The following is an 18,669-nucleotide window of genomic DNA, read 5'->3' on the forward strand; positions in this document are numbered from 1 at the left end:
GTTGTCTTCCAGGCATCTATGAGTATTTTACGGGTTTTGATCTTCTTCTTTCGCTAATTTCTGCGATTTTCCCTTTTGCTTGCTCGCTTCGCTTTTGTAGGGCTGGCCCGTCAGCAAATTATTTTTGCTGCAAAGCGCAAAAAACATCTGTTTTGGTTTATGTTATGACACTTTATTTGTTTTGAGCTTGGAATAAGCGCGGGAGTAGTGTCAGCATGATCATCGGTATTGATTTGGGAACAACAAATAGTCTGGTTGCAGTCTGGAAGGATGGTAAGTCCCAACTGGTGCCAAATGGCCTGGGGGACATGCTTACTCCGTCCTGCGTCAGTATTGATGAAGATGGCAGCGTGCTGGTCGGCAAGGCCGCCAAAGAACGTCTGCAGACTCACCCTGAACGTACAGCGGCGGTATTCAAGCGCTACATGGGCAGCGACAAGAAAGTCAGGCTAGGGCAAAAAGATTTTCGTGCCGAAGAATTGTCTGCCCTCGTCTTAAAGTCTCTTAAGGCTGATGCAGAAGCTTTTCTGGGCGAAGCGGTCACTGAAGCCGTCATCACTGTGCCGGCTTATTTTTCTGATGCCCAACGCAAGGCGACCCGCACCGCGGGCTTACTGGCTGGCCTGAAAGTCGAGAGGCTGCTCAACGAACCAAGCGCTGCTGCACTGGCCTATGGCATGCACCAGTTGGATAGTGAAAGCCGCTTCCTGGTGTTTGATCTTGGTGGTGGTACTTTTGACGTCTCCATCCTTGAATTGTTTGAAGGCGTGATGGAAGTTCGCGCTTCTGCAGGTGACAATTATCTCGGTGGTGAAGATGTCACCAGTGCCATCGTTGACCTGTTCTTCCAGCGTAACAAGCTTGCCACGAGCTTGCGCAATAATCCCATGTTCATGCAAAGGCTGGGCGCTTCGGCCGAGATTGCCAAGCGCAGCTTGTCCGCAGGCCAGCAAGCGAAAGTACAAATCCAGCTGGATGGCAATGACCTCAGCATGGACATCGATGAAGAAGCACTGGACAAGCTCTGTGCCCCCTTGCTCAAGCGTATGCGCGAACCGGTCGAGCGCGCCCTGCGTGATACTAATATCCGCGCCAACGAACTCGACAGCATCGTGTTGGCGGGCGGTGCGACCCGCATGCCGGTGATCAAGCGTCTGGTGACGCTGATGTTTGGGCGCTTCCCGACCAGTGAAATCAACCCTGATGAAGTCGTGGCCCTGGGCGCTGCCGTGCAGGCTGGCCTGAAGATGAAAGATGCCGCGCTGGAAGAAGTCGTCATGACCGACGTGGCGCCTTACTCTCTTGGTGTAGAAGTCTGCATGCGCCTGGCCGATGGTAAATCGTCTGATGGCCATTTTTCACCCGTTATCGAGCGCAATACGGCAGTGCCGGTCAGCCGCGTTGGTCATTACCGTGCTGTCGATGCGCGTCAGACCAGCGTGCAGTTGCGCGTTTTTCAGGGCGAATCTCGCTTGGTCAAAGACAATATCCTGCTTGGCCAGCTTGATGTTCCCTTGCAGCAGGATGGCAATGACGAGAAAGCAGTCGATGTGCGTTTTACCTATGATGTCAATGGCCTGCTTGAGGTCAGGGTCAATGTCAACAATAGCACTGAAAGCCATGTCCTTATCATTGAGGGCAACCCTGGCATGCTCAGTGATGAAGAGATCAGACAGCGTTTTGTCGAGCTGGAGAAAATCAAGATGCATCCGCGCGACACGCTTGAAATGCGTACCCTGCTGGCCAGGGCTGACCGCATTTACCAGCAGGTGCGTGGAGACTTGCGCTCCTGGCTGAGTGTGCAGATCGCCGAGTTTGAAGCAGTGCTGGAAACGCAAAACCCGCGCCTGATCAATCCGGCCAAGAACAAGTTTTCCGACATGCTCAATTCCATAGAGAGCGATAGCCACCTGCATTCGGATTTTGACCCGCAGCAGAATTAAATAGGCTATACAGATGCTTGTGAATTGAATCATGGTATATATTCCGCCGTTTTTTCAACAGCATGGGTTAGCTCCCGATGCAGACGAGCGCTCCGTCAAGCGCGCTTATGCAAAGCAACTGAAAAAGATAGATCAGGAAACAGATCTTCCTGGCTTTCAGGCTTTGCGTGAAGCCTATGAAGAAGCGCAGGAGTGGATCAGGTACAGAGACAGCGGCAGGCTGAGTCAGGCTTACGCAGCAGAGCAGCAGGCTGCTGAGGCAAGTAGTGAGAGTCAGACCCCGGCCCCGCAGCAAGAGGCAGTTTCTGCTTCCTCGGAAGATATGGCAGCCTTTGGCGCCATAAGCTGGCCAGAGCCAGTACGCCCGCTGGCACCCCCAAAGCTGACGCCGGATACAGAAACCGGAAAGGCAAAATCACTACCCGATGCAACAGAGACTGCAACGCAGACCTTGCAGGATAGTGATGGCCAACTGGCTGCCAGCAAGGCAGAGCGTGTTTTTGCCGAAATGCTCATGGCAATGCGCAAGTGCGCTGGGGAAGAAGGCTATGCTGAAAAACAATTGCAGCTTGCTATGAGCGACCCGCGCCTGGGTAGCAGTGATGCACGCTACGCCTTTGAAACCCTGGTGGCTGCCTATCTCGCCAGAGGCTGGCGGCACGGTAACGGTGAGTTGTTCGATGCGGCCTTTGACATCTTTAACTGGGCCAGGGACAGGCGCCGCCTGTTGAGCCTGGGCCGTCCCGGCCATGTGCTGGAGCGTGCCTGCAAAGAGATGCAGGCATTCCTTGAAAGACCTGTCGAGGTACATAAAGCACAATGGGAGCTGCTGAAAAAACTCAGGCAGGAAAAAAATCCGGGTAATGACTATCTGGAAGCCAATTTTAAAAAATTGCTGGTGCTGGATGAGTTATATCCGGTCTGGATATGGATGGTGACCAGCAAGGATAATTTTCATATCTGGAAAGCACAATACGATACGCTACAGGAGATCGCCAGGGCAAAGGCACTCAGGGAAGCTGCAGAAACCGAAGCCCGCAATAAGGTAGGACCAGGAACTGGTGGCACATTTTCCGTACCTGGTGAGGAGGCCGGAGCTTCTGGAAAAGCAGGTTTCTTCGCCGCCTTGCGCGCCAGGCACTGGCCTTTCGGTCGCTACTATCTGCCAGCCTTTTTGTGTGTGCTTGCTCTGATCATCGTGCAATTGATCGTGCACGATGCCAAGACAGTGATACCACCAGAGGTTGTGGTCCAGCAGCCTGTGCCAAAAACACCAGCAGCGCGATTTGATGCTGCCAGCCGCGAGTTGAGTCGTGCCGATAATAACGCGGGCAAGCTGCAAAAAGCGCTGTATGAACTGGTGCAACTATCAGAAAGCGGTTATGCCAAAGCCTCCTATCAATTGGGCTGGTACTATCGCGAAGGCACACAGCCCGGGCCAGACGAAGCGAAGGCACTTAATTGGTATATCAAGGCAGCGGAACAGGGGCATCTGGAAGCGGCTGTCATGGTGGCTGATTACTATTTTGAAGGGCGTGGCGTCAACAAGGACCTGGACGCAGCCGTACGCTGGTACAGCAAGGCTGCGGCATCGGGGCAAAGCCTGGCGCAGATCAAGCTGGCCCATTTGTACGCAGATGGCAAGGGGGTGAAAAAAGACAAACAGCGCGCACTGGAACTGATTTCGGCGGCAGCAGAAAAAGGCCAGCCCCTGGCACAAAGCGAACTGGGCATGATACGCATGAATGGCTTGTACGGGACACAGGTTAGCGCTGAAAAGGCTGCCTACTGGTTCATGTTGAGCGCGAGGCAAAATGATGCAGTTGGCCAGCGCATGTTTGGGCTCATCCATGAAAAAGGATTGGGCGGTTACAACAAAGACCTCAATGCTGCCGCAGACTGGTATGGTAGGGCTACCAGACAGGGCGACGCCGAAGCCCGCAAGAAATTGAAAAGCCTGTGCCAGTCGGGTACCTATCCGGATTGCAGCGATACTTAAATTTGCCCCTGTTTAATTTGCCGCTGGTGATCAAATCTCTGTCGCAGCGATACGGAATAAAACAAGCGCAACCAGTACAACCAGCATAGACCAGTAATTGGCTATACCGACACAATATTTTCATGCGTAATTTACCCCAATTCTTTGTTGAAAATCAGTTAAATGTAGATGCTGAGGAGCGCGATGTCAAACGCGCCTATGCACGCAAACTGAAGCAAATCGACCAGGAAAATGACCTCCAGGGCTTTCAGGATTTGCGTGATGCCTATGAAGAGGCGCTTACCTGGTTGAAATACCGGGAGCAGTTTCAGTGGCAGTTGCCGCCAAAGGTGATGCCGCAGGAGGAGCATGAGGATGGTATTGCAATCGGAGCCACTGAAACTGAAGCGCCGGTGACAGATGAGATTTCGCTACAGAATGAAGTTAATCAAGATGACCTTGATGCTGCCCTGCCTTTGCAAACTCAGGCGACCGCTTCTGCAGCGACGCAGCAAGAGCCAGAAAACGTTCAAACAGCAGACGTTGCTATCAATTCGGCGCAGGTTGCCAAGGAAATCTTCAATGAAATGCTGGCAGCAATGCGCCTGCATAGTGAAGACGGTGACGATGATTTTGCCGGGAAAAATCTGACAGCATTGCTCGATGACACGCGTCTTTTTCATATGGAAACACGTTTGCTCTTTGAAGGCATGCTGGCAGAATACCTGCTGCAAGGCTGGCAGCCAGGGAATGGTGAATTGTTTGATGTAGCTGTGCAAAATTTTGGCTGGGAAAAGGACCGTTTGCGTCTGCTTCAGCTGGGCAGGCCTGGTCGCGTCATTGATCGCGCTCTGAGTGACGCCGCTGAGTTTTATCGCAAAGATAAAAAAGCACGCGAAAAACTTTGGGTTGTGATCAAAAAAATCAGAAAAGAAAAATCTCCTGGCCAGCGCTATCTGAAAGCGAATCTGGGCTTGCTGCGGCACATGCAGGATACTTATCTGTCCTGGTTGCTGCTGGTAGCAAGCAAGGAGAATCTTGCGCAGTGGTCAGCAGATGCAGAAGAAATCCAATCCAGCAACCCCATTGGTGATCAGCGGGTAATGCCACACAAAGAAGATAACAATGCCCATCCTGCCTATTGGATAGTCATTGCCTTTGTTGTGCTGGTGGGTATGTTTTCCAACAAGGACAGGTCAACACCAAGCTATGATCCCGGAAAATTCACCTCTGCAGACGGGACTTCGTTTGTTCTGGAGAGACCTGATCGCAGTTTGACACCGCAACAGAGAGTCATTAAGGCAGAGAGATTGCTGTCCATGAACTGGAATCAAAAGGCAAATTTCAAACAGGCAGTCCGTACTCTCGAAAGTGCGGCGGGGGACGATAGCAGTGAGGCCGCCTACCGCCTGGGCTGGCTGTTCCGTGACGGTAAATTCGCACCCGCAGACGAGCAAAGGCAATATGCCTGGTTCCTGAGGGCGGCTGAACTCGGTCATACCCAAGCCAGCATTATTGTTGGTGATCTCTTGATGGACGGCTTGGGCGGCAAGCCCAACTACAAAGAAGCTTTTCAACATTACAAGAAGGCAGCTGACCAGGGGGATGCACAGGGCCAGTTCAAGCTGGCCTATATGCTAGACCGTGGCTATGGAATCAAGCCGGACAAAGCAGTTGCTGCGCGTCTTGTCAAGGCTTCGGCCGACAAAGGTTTTGCTCACTCCGAGTCGCTGATGGGACAGTTTCACCTGCGCGGAGAATATGGATTCCCACGGGATGAAGTTAAATCAGCCAACTGGTTTTCATTAAGCGCCAAGCACGGCGACCGTGTGGGAGAACGCTATTTTGGCCTGGTCCATGAACAGGGTTTGGGGACTTATAAAATCAATCTGGCTGAAGCTGCGAAGTGGTATGGCAAGGCACGTGACCATGGCGACAAGGATGCAGTGAAAAGTTTGCAGCGCCTTTGCAAGAAGCAGGAATTTTCAGAATGCAAGCCAACGCCCGCAAGCGTCAGTACGATTTCTGTCGTGACTAAGGCAAAGTGACTATCCATGAGTAAGTTGCCAGATTTCTTTGTTCAATATGATTTGCCAGCAGATGCGGATGAGCGCGCCATCAAGCGCGTCTATGCGCGCCAACTGAAACTGATAGACCAGGAAACCGATCTTGAAGGTTTTCAGGCATTGCGTGACACATTTGAAGAAGCAATTGCCTGGTTGCAGTATCGTCAGCAAACCGGGATGCCAGAAACAAGTGCAGAATCAGACGAAGGAGCACATCGGGATAGCAGCATGGAAGCGCCGCAAAACACAGGCGCGTATGCAACACATTCGCAGCATCACACTTTATCCGCTTCTGCCAAAACGCCAGAACTGGCCGATCCGGAAGGCACTGCTGAAGATATCATCGTCGCCATGATCAATGACATGCGTGGGCATTACAGTATTCCGTCCTACGCTGGTGAATGCTTCTTGCGGACGATGGAGGATACACGTCTGATCCATATGGAAACCGGCCTGATCTTTGAGAGAATGCTGGCGCACTACTTGTTGCAAGGCTGGCAGCCGGGCAATGGCGAGTTACTTGATGTTGTCGCTGACTATTATGGATGGAAGAAAGATGTCAGGCGTTTGCATAATTGGGGCGAAGGTGGATACGTCTTGAGCCGGGCGCTCACAGAGCAGGCAGAATTCAATAAGAAGAGCGAGGCAATTCGCGAAGGGCAGTGGGCTTTACTATTGAAAGCAAGGTATGAAAATGAACCTGCACAGTATTACCTATCGGTACATTTTCCCATGATGCTACGCATGCTGGAAATGTATCCGACCTGGGTGCTCATGGTGTCAAGCAGGAAAAATATTGAGGCATGGCATGCAAGATATGCGGACATGCAACAAGGGGAGGCTGTTGAACCAGCACAGTCCATCCAAACTGCTATAGCCGATCAGGAGAACACGAGCTACAAGACCAGGTTTTTGGTCGGCATACTGATCTGTTTTGCCGTCTTTATTTGGATGGCTGGATTGATGGATAGGGGGCCTGAAACATCGAGAGTTTACACTCCTGTCCCATTGCACGAGCAAACTACCTATCTCAATAATAGTTACCTGAGTATAGTTGAGCGCAAACAGCAAGACTTACTGTTAAGCGGTAAAGAGCTCAAGGAAATAGGCGACCAGTATTTTAGCGGACATGGAGGCAAAGTTCGCAATGTGATTGAAGCCGTATATTTTTGGGAAATGGCATCTGAAAAAGGCAATGTTGAGGCAACATATCAGCTGGCCTGGATGTACGACCTGGGCAATGGCGTTGCCAAGGACATGAAACAAGCCTACCAATGGTATGAGAAAGCTGCAAAGCAGGGCGAGCGCAGGTCGCAAGTGATGATGGGAAATTTTTACCTGAGTACGGTCAATCAGGATGTGAACAAAGCAGTATATTTTTATGAGCTGGCAGCTGCGCAAGGCGACATGATCGCCAAGCGCGCATTGGCCGCAATTTATGATGAGGGCATGGCAGGCCAGGCTGTGGATCTCGACAAGGCCAGTATATGGTATGCCCAGGCCGCTATGCATGACGATTTGCAATCAAAAGCAAGATTGAAGTCAATTTGCAGGAAAAAGAAATACTCAGGCTGTACAGGCTAATTGTGTTGCCGATTTATGCTCACGGTCACTTTTTCTGCAACTTAACCAGGCCCACCGCCATTGCCGCGCAAATCAGCAAGCCACCAGCCAGCCTGATCACGTTCTCAGGATTGCCGCCCAGCCAGGCCTGGTAATACAGCGGCAGAGTGAAGATTTGTATGATCATGGGGATGACGATGAACATATTGAAGATGCCCATATAGACCCCTGTGCGCTCTGCCGGTATGCTGCCTGCCAGCATGATATAGGGGGTGCCCATGATACTGGCCCAGGCCAGGCCCACGCCCAGCATAGGAATGAATAACAGGGCTGGTGTATGTATGGCCGGTATGCTTATCATGCACAAGCCCGCCAGAGTCAGGCAGCTAGCATGGCTGATCTTGGGGCCAAAACGGCGGGTAAAGGGCACCAGCGCAAAGGCGGCAATGAAGGCGATGAAATTGTAGAAAGCGCCTATCTGCCCATTCAATAATCCCGCTTCGCGGAAACCGGCAGAACTAGGGTCACTGGTGTCAAATATGCTGCGTCCCAACGACAGCATGATGTACTGCCAGTAGCAAAACATGGCATACCACTGGAACAGTTTGACCAGCGCCAGTTGGCGCATGGTCGGCGGCATTTCTTTTATTGCGAGACCTATTTCAACCAGGGTGGCACGCCAGCCTGTTGCTTGTTGCCTGATCTGTGCCAACTGTTCAGCCGTCAAAGGGATTTCGGGTGTTGTCTTCAAAGTCCACAAGATCGAAGCGATGGAAAATACTGCGCCTATGATAAAAGCCGCAATGACAATATAGGGAATGTGATGGCTGTTGACGCTATTGCTGTTCATGCCCGCTACTACCAGGATCGATGGCGTCAGATAAGCGAGAGTTTGTCCCAGGCCGGTAAAGGCGCTTTGTGTGAGGAACCCGACAGAATGCTGGCTGGCATCGAGCTTGTCACTGACAAAGGCACGGTATGGTTCCATCGTCACATTATTGGCAGCATCAAGTATCCACAACAAACCAGCAGCCATCCATAGTGTGGAACTGAACGGCATGATCAATAAGCCCAGGCTGCACAGGACGGCACCAATCAGGAAGTATGGCGTGCGCCGCCCCCAGCGGCTGATGGTGCGGTCACTCACGGCACCGATCAGCGGTTGCACCAGCAAACCTGTTACTGGCCCGGCCAGCCACAAATAGGGCAGGCTGGCTTCGTCAGCACCCAGATAGGCGTAGATGGGGCTCATGCTGCTTTGCTGCAAACCAAAACTGAACTGTATGCCAAAAAAACCAAAGTTCATGTTGATAATTTGCCAGAATGACAGACGGGGCTTCCCTGTCAGTGACTGTGCGCTGCTTGCGGCTGGATTCATGGCTTCGCTCCGCTGCTTTCAATGGCTGGCAGGGTTTCAGCATCCCAGCGTTGTTGCCATTGGTCATAAAAGCCAGCATCGCTGGCTACTGCACCCCGTACGCCGCAGATTGCTGCTGCGAATTGATGGGCACGTTGCAGGCTGATGTGTAATGGCCAGCCGCGCTGCATGCCAAGTAAAAAGATGGCGGAGAAGGCATCGCCACCACCGACGGTATCCACGACTTCAACTTTGACAGGCTCCGATGCACTACTGAGTAAGGCCCCAGCCTCATCCAGATAAGCATAACCGCGTTCACCCAGCGTGATGATGATGGCTTGCAACTTGAATAGCTTGATCAATGCTGTTGCATGTGCCTGAATATCTGCATCATCCAGTGCTGCTTCGCTTTCTGCCTTTGGCTTGTCCAGGTAAATTTCTGCCAACATCTGCAATTCTTCTTCATTGACCTTGAGTATGTCGGCAAACTGTAATGATTGCTCTATCGTCGTCAGGCTGTATTGCATGGCGCGCAAATTGAGATCCACGTATTTGAGCGCCTGTGTTTGTTTCAGCAGGCTATACAAAGCGTCACGTGATACAGGATTTCTTTGTGCCAGTGTGCCAAAGTAAAAGATGCCCTGGCCATGTACAGGGCTGGTTTGTTGCATGACAGCGATAGCAAGCTGGCTATCAATATAGTCATATGCCTGCTCAGGCAAGATCTCGAAATGGTGTTTGGCCTTGTCTGCACTATCGTCCTGAGTCACCTTGACCCGTCCAGTGGGGTAGTGCCGGTCAGTCTGCAAGCCAACAGCCGACAGCTTGAAACGCTGCATGTCAGCACGTATCAATTCTGCAGTGGCATCATTGCCCACGCGTGAAATCATCAGGGGCGCGCAATCAAAATAACCCAGGCTGCGTGCCACATTAAAAGGCGCACCACCAACTACAGGCTGATCAGGGAAGTCATCGATCAGGGTTTCGCCAAAGACGATGATGGGTTTGCTTTGCAATGACATGGGTTTTTTCCAATAACGAGCTTGAATTACGAATGGCGAGTATTTGTGCAATATCCAGTTTTTCTCCTTCCTCTTGAAGGGGAGGGAGCTAGTGCTTAAACTATATTTCCATATTTTCTTACCAGCCACAATTGCGAGTATGCTTGCAATGTTACGGTGACATCAACATCAATTTTGCTCAACTGATTTACCCAGCCTTGCCCAGAAATATCATAGTCCACCAGCAGTTCCGCGATATTCAGGCTGATGCTATTTTCTGAAAAATTCCCCAAAAACAGCAATGCTTCATCCGGGTTGCCACGCATAAAAGCCAGCACGGCAGAATCTTTTGCATTGAGTAAATACCTTGCCGTCTGCGCTGCCAGTTGTGGCAATTGCCGGCGTTGCTGCAACATATAAACAAGCGCATTGAATACAGCACCTGCATCATGCGAACTGGAATGACGTTGCCCATATAATTCTTCATCCCAGACTGGCCTGTGCAGCCACCGGCTATCTGCTGCCTGTGCTGGCACTTGCTGGTAAGCCTCGTCATTCGTCTGTGCCAGTTCATCGCCCATATAAATCAGCGGCATGCCACCGAAACAAAAACTTAATCCATACAAGAGTAGCAGACGTTGCCTGGCCAGATGTTTTTCTGCGGTTGTTTGTGCGCTGGAAAAGCCAGTCAGTGCCGCCGCCATACCGACTGTGCCGTGCACTGCCGCCGGATCATTTGCCTGGAAGCTGGCACCCCGCGCATAACTGCCATCGCCAGCATAAAAGCGGGATACCCTGGCCAGCCTTTGCTGTACGTCTTCTGCTTCCATGCTGGCTTCTGGTCGCAGCACATTCCAGCCTATATCATCATGGCAGCGTACATAAGTCAGCCAGCTACTTTGCTCTGGCAGCATTGGCGTGCCCGCAAATACGTGACGCAACAGGCGGGTGTCTTGTTCTGTCAGGGCCACCCAGGAGGCTGCCATCAGGCTGCTGTGATAGGCGAGGTGACATTCCTGTTTTAAATTTATCTCATCCTTGCTGCCAAGATAGGCTGGCAGTTCTGCCGTTTCAACGATGGCTTCTGCCTTCAGTAAAACACCAGGGGCAGCAATTTCTACCAGACTGCGCAAGGCTTGCAGGATCTGGTGGGCTTCAGGCTGGTTCATGCATTTTGTGCCTGTCCGCTTCCACAAAAAAGCGGTTGAATCCAGCCGGAACGCTTCTACGCCACGGTTCGCAAGGCGCAGCAGTGCTGCTGCCATGTCGGCAAAGACATTCGGATTGCTGTAATTCAGATCCCATTGATAAGGGTAGAAGGTAGTCCACACCCATTCTTGCAGTTCAGGCACAAAGCTGAAATTGCCAGGAGCAACTTGCGGGAAGATCTGACCAAGATGCTTTTCAAAGTTGTCTGGAATTGTGCGATCAGGGTAGTGATAAAAATAATCACGATAATGTGGATCGCCTAGTTTTGCGGCGATAGCCCAGGGGTGATCGTCCGCCACATGGTTGAGGATAAAATCAGAACACAGGCTGATGCCAGCCGTACGCAGGGCTGAACTGAGTACTTCCAGGTCTGCCATGTTGCCGAGACGCGGTTCTATCGCATCAAAATCGGCTACGGCAAAGCCACCGTCATTTTCGCCAGCGCGGGCTTTTAAAAAAGGCAACAGGTGCAGGTAAGTCACACCCAGTTCTTGCAGGTGAGGGATACGTTGTTGTACACCGCGCAGGTCACCTGCAAAGCGGTCTATATAACAGCAGTAGCCGAGCATGTTTTCTTTGGCGAACCAGTTCTTGTCTGTGCTTCTGGCTGTGTCGAGTTCCTGTAATGGCTGGGGGCGTACAGCGATAATTTCGCCTGTGACTTGCAAGAGTTCTGCCAGCCATGTGGCAAATGCTTGCTCGTTGCTGAATTGATCGCCGTACAACGCCTGCAGTGTTTGGTATAAATCGGGAAGGTGCTTTGTCAGCCTGGCATTAATGCTTGCTTGCATGCCCGGCGCGATGTTGGCGAGCAAGGTGTGGGTGAATGGTGCTGTGTTCGATGCTACAGACATGGTGCAGGCAGTGCCTTAGAAAAAACGGGTCAATAAAAATGGCTCCCCCACATGTTGGGGGTGTAGGGGAGCCTAAAGTGCTACCAGGGACTGGTTCCGGAAGCGCGGATGGGGCTACTGCGCGGCGTGATTTTGGGTCTGCGATGCTCGACGTACTTAAAGTACGACTGCGCGTCTTAACCCAAACTGACGCCGCTCGCTACGCCCCCTCCACGCTTCCTACGCACGGGATGGAGATGTTCGCTGTGCTCCATACCTGCTTCTTAAAAACTATACTTAAGTGATGCTTTAATGCTGCGTCCATTGATGGATCTTGCTGCGTGTCCGTCGCCTTCTACTTCGGTGTAGCCTATGTTGTTCGTCAGGTTGTTGACGCTCAGTGAGACCTGCACTTTGTCGTTGATGTTGTAGTTGACGAAGGCGTTCAGGACATGGAAGGCGGGCAGGGTCAAGGTGTTGGCGTCGTCACCGTAAGATTTGCTGGTGCCTATCAGGCTGGCACCGAAGACGGCATCGCCCATGGTGTAAGTTGGAGCAATTTGATAGGTGTAGCTGGCCTGACGGCGTGGGGTCTTGCCGACCACAGACTTGTCGTTTGCTGCAGTGATGCTGGCATTGGTGTAGGTCAGGCCACCAGTGACGCGGAAGGCGTTGTAGCGATAGCTGGTTTCAATTTCTACACCCTTGGCATCATAGTTATTGGCGGTGAATTTCTGTGTGGTTGCTTCAAAATTCGATTCTTCTGTCTTGGCCTGGAACAGGGTCACAAAGCTGCTGAAGTCGCCTGCTTTCCACTTCACACCTGCCTCGGTCTGCTTGACGATATTGGTGCTGATCGGCGTGCTGCCATCGAGCGGGTTGCCAAACATGATGCGGTCGGCATTGAAGGCGATGCCTTCACTGACACGGGCAAAGACGGCGATATCTTTGTTGAGGCGATAATTCGCCCCGAAAGAGTAAGACGTATTGTTTACGCCATAGTTGATAAATTTGGTATTGGCAGCACGATAGCTTTGATTGACTGCCTGATTGAAGGTGCCGCTGGCATCTTGTTTATCATAGCGCAGGCTGCCATCCAGGTTCCAGTCGCCGCTTTCCCAGCCGAGGTTGGCATACATGGCATTGGTCTTGTATTGTGCATCGATATTGCGATTGCAGCAGCCGCCCCAGGTATCCGTACCTTGTGCGACCAGCCCCGGCGTACCAGCGACCGTGCCGTTTGAATTCAGCAGAGCTGGCTTGTCACCGCTGGCTTGCATCAGGTATTGATTGAAGTTCCAGGTCACACCCAGGTTTTGCAAAGAAGAATACCAGCCCAGCGTGGTGGTGAATTTACCACCAGATGTCTCAAATGCCTTGGACAGTTTCATGTCATTGACGGTACTGCCCAGGTCATCAATTGAGGTATTGAACACAGTTGCTGTGAACGCCGCACCTGTATATGCCTTGCCTGTGTTGGGGCCGGTGGCGTAAGTCATGTTCGTTGCTGCCGCCCCGGTCACGCCTGCATCAGCCGGGAAGACGGAAATAAAGCGACCAGTGTTATTCGACTTGCGGAATTTTTCATCCAGAGTCCAGCCGCCACCCAGCTTCAGGGATGCTTCTGCACCAAAGGCATTGTTGACGACATGCAGGCCGTCATTCACATTGGTCACTATCTTGTTATTGTTTTTATCCAGGACTATGTCGCGTGTCCAGTAGGGGGAATAAAAACTGGCGGTGCGCGGGTCTATACCTGGCAATTCAGAAATATTGCCATTTACGGTTTTGACTGGCACTGGCATATTCATCGGTGTTTTGTCATCCAGATGCTTGAAGCTCAGTCGCAGGTAGCCATTGTCCATTTCATGCGTGATATTGGCGCGCAGTTGGCCGCCTTCTTCAGCTGTCATGCCAGCTGGGCGGGAGCTGTCGCCGCTACGATAATAGCCTGCGATGAAAGCGCGTGTCTTGGCAGAGAGTGCAGCGCCATAATCAAAATCAAAGCGGGTTTGACTAAAGTCCACACCCTTGGTGATGCCTATGCTGCCGCCTTTTTCCTTGCCAGTCTTGCTGATGAAGTTGATGATGCCACCGGGTGAATTGGTGGCCATTGTCGATGCCGTACCACCGCGTACTACTTCAAGATGCGAAAGGCTGCCGTCGGCGCGCAAATACATGTCTGGTGTGACAAAGGCTATGTCACCAAATTGCAGCAGTGGCAAACCGTCTTCCTGGAATTGCACATAGCGCGCACCACCGGCAGAAACAGGCACGCCGCGCACAGTCAGGTTGGCATTGCCTTCACCACCGGATGATTCTGCCCGTACGCCTGGAATAGAGCGCAAAATTTCTGCCGCGTTGGTCGGGGCTGATTGGGAAATCTGGTCAGCATCAATGGTACTGATGGATACACTGGCCTTCATCTTGGAGGTGCCTGTGGGGGTACCCGTCACGATGACTGAATTCAAGTTCAGGGAATTCTTATCTTTGTCCGATGCTGCAGTATTGTCTTGCGCCCATGCACCATTCATGTGCAGTAAGGCCAGTGAAATGACGCTGGCCATGCGCGTCATTTTGATGTGTGATGATTTCATTGCTGTCTCCGCTGTCATCATTTTATAAAGCTGCACAGAACAAGTCTGCGCACGCATGTCTAGTACCTTGTTGCATTAGCTCAGGCATCACGCTCATAGCGGTGATGCTGTGCCAGTCACAAAAGACCTCCAACAATTTTCGCCGCGCTCTTTGGACGTTCAGGCTGGTTCGATTCGAAATCAGCCGTCGTACTCTATGGCGCTTTTTTGCGATCCCTGGTTTGCCAAGGCAAACGCTGTTGAAGATCTTTTGTAGTGCAGGTGAAGAGAATTATCGGGCAAAAAGAATTTTATTGCAATCGATTGCAAAGATGCGGTGCAATAAAATGGTGCAACATTTCTTTCTGGTAAATTTCATAATGTGCAGTTAAGGGCTGGAGATGGGGGTAGGGCAAAGGATTGCGTACTATGAGGTCTTCCCAGATATCTGTCGCCCTTATTTCAAATAAGGCAGGGTGAAAATACTTACCGACCTATGTGCTTTGTGGACAACAGGTGAATTGGGAAAAGCTGTATATGTTGCGATGCACAATGAAATTTATGGGAAATTCTTGAGGATTTCTGCACGAACACTTCGACTTCCATAATTTGTTGCAATCGGTTGCAATGCAGGGCCATTTGCTAAATGGACGATGTATGCCGTGTTCCGCGGTATGTTTCAAAGCACCACGGAATAGCGGAACCTCAAAAGAAAATTTTGAAGACAAGAAACTTGGTCAGTGAAGGAGCTATCCCGCACCAGTTGCACTACCCGACGGAAACACTACTTGCCCTGACCATCAATTCGGTAGGCAACAACTGTGCTTTGCTATTGCCATCTTCTATCAGGGTCAACAGGGCATCAACCAACGCCAGGCCTGCCTGTGCCATTGGCTGGCGTACCGTAGTCAGTGGCGGGTGAAAGTAGCGTGCCAGTTCTATGTCGTCATAACCAACTACGGCGACATCATCCGGTACGCGGTAATTATTTTCGCGCAGGCTGTTGATGCTGGTCATGGCCAGCAAATCGCTACAGGCAAACAGGGCATCGAAGCTGGTTTTGCGGCTGCACAATTCAGCCACCGCCAGCTTGCCACCTTCTTCTATGAATGAAGCGGGCACCACCAGTTTCTCGTCAAGGGCAATGCCATTCTGCGCCAGCGCCCTGCAATAACCCTCATAGCGTTGCGCTACTTCAGGTAATTGCGTGTCACCAAAAAAGGCGATACGCTTACGCCCGCTTTGCAGCAGGTGTTCCGTCGCTTTTTGACCGCCAGTGACATTGTCACTGCCCACAGTCACATACAATTGCTGCGGTAATTGCGCACCCCAGACCACGATGGGCACATGGCGTGCCGCCAGTTGGTTTAACTGATCATGATGTCGCCACTGGCCTATCAGGATCACGCCCAGCACCCGGCCAGTATCAAAAATCTGTGCGGCATTGTCGAGATGTTCGGCATCAATGCGTGACAACAGCATGTCAAAGCCCCGGTCAGTCAATGCATCGGCAAGGCTACCTAATATGCCCAGAAAGAAAGGGTCGGACAAATGCTGGCGGGTTTCAGAGTCAAAAGGCACGACCACGGCAATCGTGCGCGTTTGCTTCAGGCGCAGATTGCGGGCATCAATATTGATGGAATATTTGAGCGAGCGCGCCAGCTCAGCAATGCGCTGACGAGTCTCGTCATTAACAAGGGTACTGCCACTCAGGGCACGCGACACCGTCGAGGTGGAGACCCCAGCCAGCCGTGCAATATCCGCCATTTGTAAACGGCGCTGTTCTTTGTTGGCGGACTTGTGTACGTCTATTGTGGTGTCCGTCTTGGCTTTCATCTGTTTTTTCTTGGCTTGAATGTGGTACGGCTGAAGTATTTTGCATTCATTATAAAACCGAAATCAGCCAGAGCGGAAACTATGCGGTCAAGCAGCTGTTAACGATCAGCCCTGATCCCCTGTTGCTCACGCCATTCCTTCAACAACGCCTGGCGTGCCCGTGGATAGGTTTGCTCTGCTACCTGCAAGTGCTGTATGCGGTCCGTACGAAAGTGCCGGAAATCATTGCGTAATTCACACCAGGCGACGATGACGCGCAGGCTGTCAAAAAAAGCCAGGGCACAGGGCCAGATGGTGCGCTGGCTGGCCTGACCGGTTTCATCCTGATAGTCGAGCACGAGTTTGTGCTGCTTGCGTATGCATTGGCGTATCTGGCGCAACTGTTCATCATCGCCTGGATTCTTGCTGCTGGGGCCAATCAGCAAGCCGCTGGTTTCCAGTTCCTGCCGCGCTTCCGCTGGCAAGACCGCTGCAATTTTTGCCAGGGCATCACGGGCGGCGAGTGCCAGTTTATGGTCAGCCTGCTGCGCTACCCATTTTGACCCCAGGGCAATCGCAGCAATTTCTTCTTCAGTGAACATCAGCGGCGGCAACGTGAAGCCGGGTTGCAAAACATAACCCATGCCTGTTTCACCAGCGATTTTTGCGCCCTGGCTTTGCAATGTGGCGATATCGCGGTACAGGCTGCGCAGGCTGATACCCAGTTCTTGCGACAGTGCCGCACCACTGACGGGATAGCGATGCCGGCGCAGGATTTGCATCAGTTGTAACAAGCGTTCAGTGCGTGACATGCGGATATTTTTTGGTTGCTGGGGGCACGGCAATCTGCCTGTCAGTGATAGTCATGCAATTTTACCCTGTGCGCAGCGACATGGCAGCCTGGAATTCTGTTTTGCGCTGCATGGCAGCAAACTCGTCAGCATAGTCTTACATCACTATCATCCTGGTCCGATGTTGTTCTACGAGGCTGGCGACTACTATACAGATCATGGAAGCAAGCTGACGTGCTGAAGTTGCGAAGTAAATAAAAACCAGTCATGGGGATTTGACAATGCCACAAGCCACCTGGAGTGCAAAGAGAGAGCGCCAGTTCAAACATATCAAGGATGGCTTAATTAAAAGTGGCCGTGAGCCAGGTTTGGCTACAGAAATTGCTGCACGTACCGTTAACAAAGAGAGGGCGCAGCACGGTGAAAGCAAGGAAGCAAGCAAGACCTCCCTGCAGGATATGCCTGCAGGGAGGCGGGGCGGGCTACATTCACATAGCGGACCAATGGGACGCACTTATGCACAGTTGTATCAGGAAGCTCGCAAGAAAAATATCAAGGGCCGCTCAAGCATGAACAAGGCTGAACTGGAACTGGCAGTGGATTACGGCAAGCGTAACAAGTAGTAAAGCAAGAGTTTAAAAAAACAAGACAAAAACACATATGACATTTTTTGCATAGGCAAGATCATGATCATCATCGCCATCAATAAAGCGCCTGCACACCAATGGCTCATGGTTGCATTACGGACCGCGAAGGCAGCGGCAGAAGCGAATGAAGTTGAATGGGAATACGCCCATATCCGGATAGAGTTGCCGCAAGGGCGTTCGTATTCCAAGTTGCCAGGACATATGAGTCTGGTCGAAAATTAATCGGGTTTGCCAGAAGGAGAAGATCATGCGTACACCACAAGCCATCTTGTATGGGGTATTGGCGTTGGTCTTGCTGACTTCAGTTTTCATGAAGAGATGATCATGAGCGCCCACGATTTAGCTCTGTTCATTTTCAGCCTCTTTATGTGTGCACAATATGCTTGTGCGCAGGATGTTAAAGCTCCTGCTAGTATGGAGAATGCGGTGCAACAGACAAGTCTATTCAGGACACTACCGGCCGATGCGCGCCTGGCGGACGACAAGATAGCACTGGATCGTGCAGCAAACCCGGCTGATTTGAATGGCCCGCCAGTGCCATCTGTTTCTGATGCGCAGTTGACAGGCAGGGCAGGCATTACCCAGTCAGCAAATGGACAAGACTTGTATACTCGTGTTACGAAAGAGTATTACAGTCAATCGACTACTCTCACTGCCAAGAAGGAGAACCCAGACACCTTGTCCCGTTTTGGTCTGCGTTATTCTCCCACAGGTAATGACCGCATCTGGCTGGAATACCGTTTTAGCGAAAAAGGCGCAATACGCTTGCGCGGCGCTGCTCATCGAGGCGTGAGAGTGATGGCAGTTTTTGAGTATTGAATAGTATTGAAGTGACGGCTCCTGCCCGGATTTATCAATCAATTAATCAAGCAACTTGGCAGGCAATTTTT

The 18,669-nt window shown here is 51.6% G+C and carries 13 protein-coding genes; 7 read left to right on the plus strand and 6 right to left on the minus strand.

Annotated features, from left to right (window positions below; genetic code table 11):
• Positions 1 to 215 precede the first annotated feature (215 nt).
• The 4 genes from Q8K39_RS06425 to Q8K39_RS06440 all read left to right on the plus strand — a co-directional run bounded on the left by Q8K39_RS06425 (position 216) and on the right by Q8K39_RS06440 (position 7,571).
• Complete coding sequence (locus Q8K39_RS06425) at positions 216 to 1,943, plus strand: molecular chaperone HscC (protein ID WP_305258799.1); 1,728 nt, start codon at positions 216 to 218, stop codon at positions 1,941 to 1,943.
• Between the two features lie 31 nt (positions 1,944 to 1,974).
• Positions 1,975 to 3,942 carry a tetratricopeptide repeat protein gene (locus Q8K39_RS06430; RefSeq protein ID WP_305258800.1) on the plus strand — a complete coding sequence of 656 codons (1,968 nt, stop codon included), beginning with the start codon at positions 1,975 to 1,977 and terminating at the stop codon, positions 3,940 to 3,942.
• A gap of 122 nt (positions 3,943 to 4,064) precedes the next feature.
• Positions 4,065 to 5,969, plus strand: coding sequence for a tetratricopeptide repeat protein (locus Q8K39_RS06435; RefSeq protein ID WP_305258802.1), 1,905 nt, complete (start codon positions 4,065 to 4,067; stop codon positions 5,967 to 5,969).
• A 6-nt stretch (positions 5,970 to 5,975) separates the two neighbouring features.
• A complete protein-coding gene (locus Q8K39_RS06440) occupies positions 5,976 to 7,571 on the plus strand; it encodes a tetratricopeptide repeat protein (RefSeq protein WP_305258804.1) in 1,596 nt (531 codons plus the stop codon).
• Between the two features lie 25 nt (positions 7,572 to 7,596).
• On the opposite strand, the gene Q8K39_RS06445 is transcribed toward Q8K39_RS06440, so the two are convergent.
• From Q8K39_RS06445 to Q8K39_RS06470, 6 genes are all read right to left on the minus strand, one after another.
• Positions 7,597 to 8,928 (minus strand): MFS transporter, encoded by a 1,332-nt coding sequence (locus tag Q8K39_RS06445; protein ID WP_305258805.1) that lies wholly within the window; start codon positions 8,926 to 8,928, stop codon positions 7,597 to 7,599.
• Entirely contained in the window at positions 8,925 to 9,929 is a 1,005-nt protein-coding gene (locus Q8K39_RS06450; protein WP_305258806.1) for a PfkB family carbohydrate kinase, read from the minus strand. The genes Q8K39_RS06445 and Q8K39_RS06450 overlap by 4 nt, the downstream gene beginning before the upstream one ends.
• A 95-nt stretch (positions 9,930 to 10,024) precedes the next feature.
• Positions 10,025 to 11,971 (minus strand): amylosucrase, encoded by a 1,947-nt coding sequence (locus Q8K39_RS06455; protein WP_305258808.1) that lies wholly within the window; start codon positions 11,969 to 11,971, stop codon positions 10,025 to 10,027.
• A gap of 263 nt (positions 11,972 to 12,234) precedes the next feature.
• A complete protein-coding gene (locus tag Q8K39_RS06460) occupies positions 12,235 to 14,547 on the minus strand; it encodes a TonB-dependent siderophore receptor (protein WP_305258811.1) in 2,313 nt (770 codons plus the stop codon).
• A gap of 747 nt (positions 14,548 to 15,294) precedes the next feature.
• Positions 15,295 to 16,362, minus strand: coding sequence for a LacI family DNA-binding transcriptional regulator (locus Q8K39_RS06465; RefSeq protein WP_305258812.1), 1,068 nt, complete (start codon positions 16,360 to 16,362; stop codon positions 15,295 to 15,297).
• 98 nt (positions 16,363 to 16,460) lie between these two features.
• Positions 16,461 to 17,153, minus strand: a complete 693-nt coding sequence (locus tag Q8K39_RS06470) for a YafY family protein (protein ID WP_305258813.1) — start codon at positions 17,151 to 17,153, stop codon at positions 16,461 to 16,463.
• A gap of 260 nt (positions 17,154 to 17,413) precedes the next feature.
• Between Q8K39_RS06470 and Q8K39_RS06475 the strand changes: the two genes are divergently transcribed.
• From Q8K39_RS06475 to Q8K39_RS06485, 3 genes are all read left to right on the plus strand, one after another.
• Positions 17,414 to 17,755, plus strand: a complete 342-nt coding sequence (locus tag Q8K39_RS06475) for a plasmid stabilization protein (RefSeq protein WP_305258814.1) — start codon at positions 17,414 to 17,416, stop codon at positions 17,753 to 17,755.
• Between the two features lie 63 nt (positions 17,756 to 17,818).
• Positions 17,819 to 18,001 (plus strand): hypothetical protein, encoded by a 183-nt coding sequence (locus tag Q8K39_RS06480; RefSeq protein WP_186954845.1) that lies wholly within the window; start codon positions 17,819 to 17,821, stop codon positions 17,999 to 18,001.
• Between the two features lie 204 nt (positions 18,002 to 18,205).
• Entirely contained in the window at positions 18,206 to 18,598 is a 393-nt protein-coding gene (locus Q8K39_RS06485) for a hypothetical protein (RefSeq protein ID WP_305258815.1), read from the plus strand.
• Positions 18,599 to 18,669 lie beyond the last annotated feature (71 nt).

Origin of the sequence: Undibacterium sp. (genome assembly GCF_030683615.1) — a bacterium.
Lineage (GTDB): Bacteria > Pseudomonadota > Gammaproteobacteria > Burkholderiales > Burkholderiaceae_D > Undibacterium > Undibacterium umbellatum.

Bases quoted from the DNA above. Each gene is read 5' to 3' on its own strand.
- Q8K39_RS06425 (WP_305258799.1), top strand. From the start codon at position 216: ATGATCATCGGTATTGATTTGGGAACAACAAATAGTCTGGTTGCAGTC.
- Q8K39_RS06470 (WP_305258813.1), bottom strand. From the start codon at position 17,153: ATGTCACGCACTGAACGCTTGTTACAACTGATGCAAATCCTGCGCCGG.
- Q8K39_RS06475 (WP_305258814.1), top strand. From the start codon at position 17,414: ATGCCACAAGCCACCTGGAGTGCAAAGAGAGAGCGCCAGTTCAAACAT.
- Q8K39_RS06435 (WP_305258802.1), top strand. From the start codon at position 4,065: ATGCGTAATTTACCCCAATTCTTTGTTGAAAATCAGTTAAATGTAGAT.
- Q8K39_RS06430 (WP_305258800.1), top strand. From the start codon at position 1,975: ATGGTATATATTCCGCCGTTTTTTCAACAGCATGGGTTAGCTCCCGAT.
- Q8K39_RS06480 (WP_186954845.1), top strand. From the start codon at position 17,819: ATGATCATCATCGCCATCAATAAAGCGCCTGCACACCAATGGCTCATG.
- Q8K39_RS06440 (WP_305258804.1), top strand. From the start codon at position 5,976: ATGAGTAAGTTGCCAGATTTCTTTGTTCAATATGATTTGCCAGCAGAT.
- Q8K39_RS06445 (WP_305258805.1), bottom strand. From the start codon at position 8,928: ATGAATCCAGCCGCAAGCAGCGCACAGTCACTGACAGGGAAGCCCCGT.
- Q8K39_RS06455 (WP_305258808.1), bottom strand. From the start codon at position 11,971: ATGTCTGTAGCATCGAACACAGCACCATTCACCCACACCTTGCTCGCC.
- Q8K39_RS06460 (WP_305258811.1), bottom strand. From the start codon at position 14,547: ATGAAATCATCACACATCAAAATGACGCGCATGGCCAGCGTCATTTCA.
- Q8K39_RS06465 (WP_305258812.1), bottom strand. From the start codon at position 16,362: ATGAAAGCCAAGACGGACACCACAATAGACGTACACAAGTCCGCCAAC.
- Q8K39_RS06450 (WP_305258806.1), bottom strand. From the start codon at position 9,929: ATGTCATTGCAAAGCAAACCCATCATCGTCTTTGGCGAAACCCTGATC.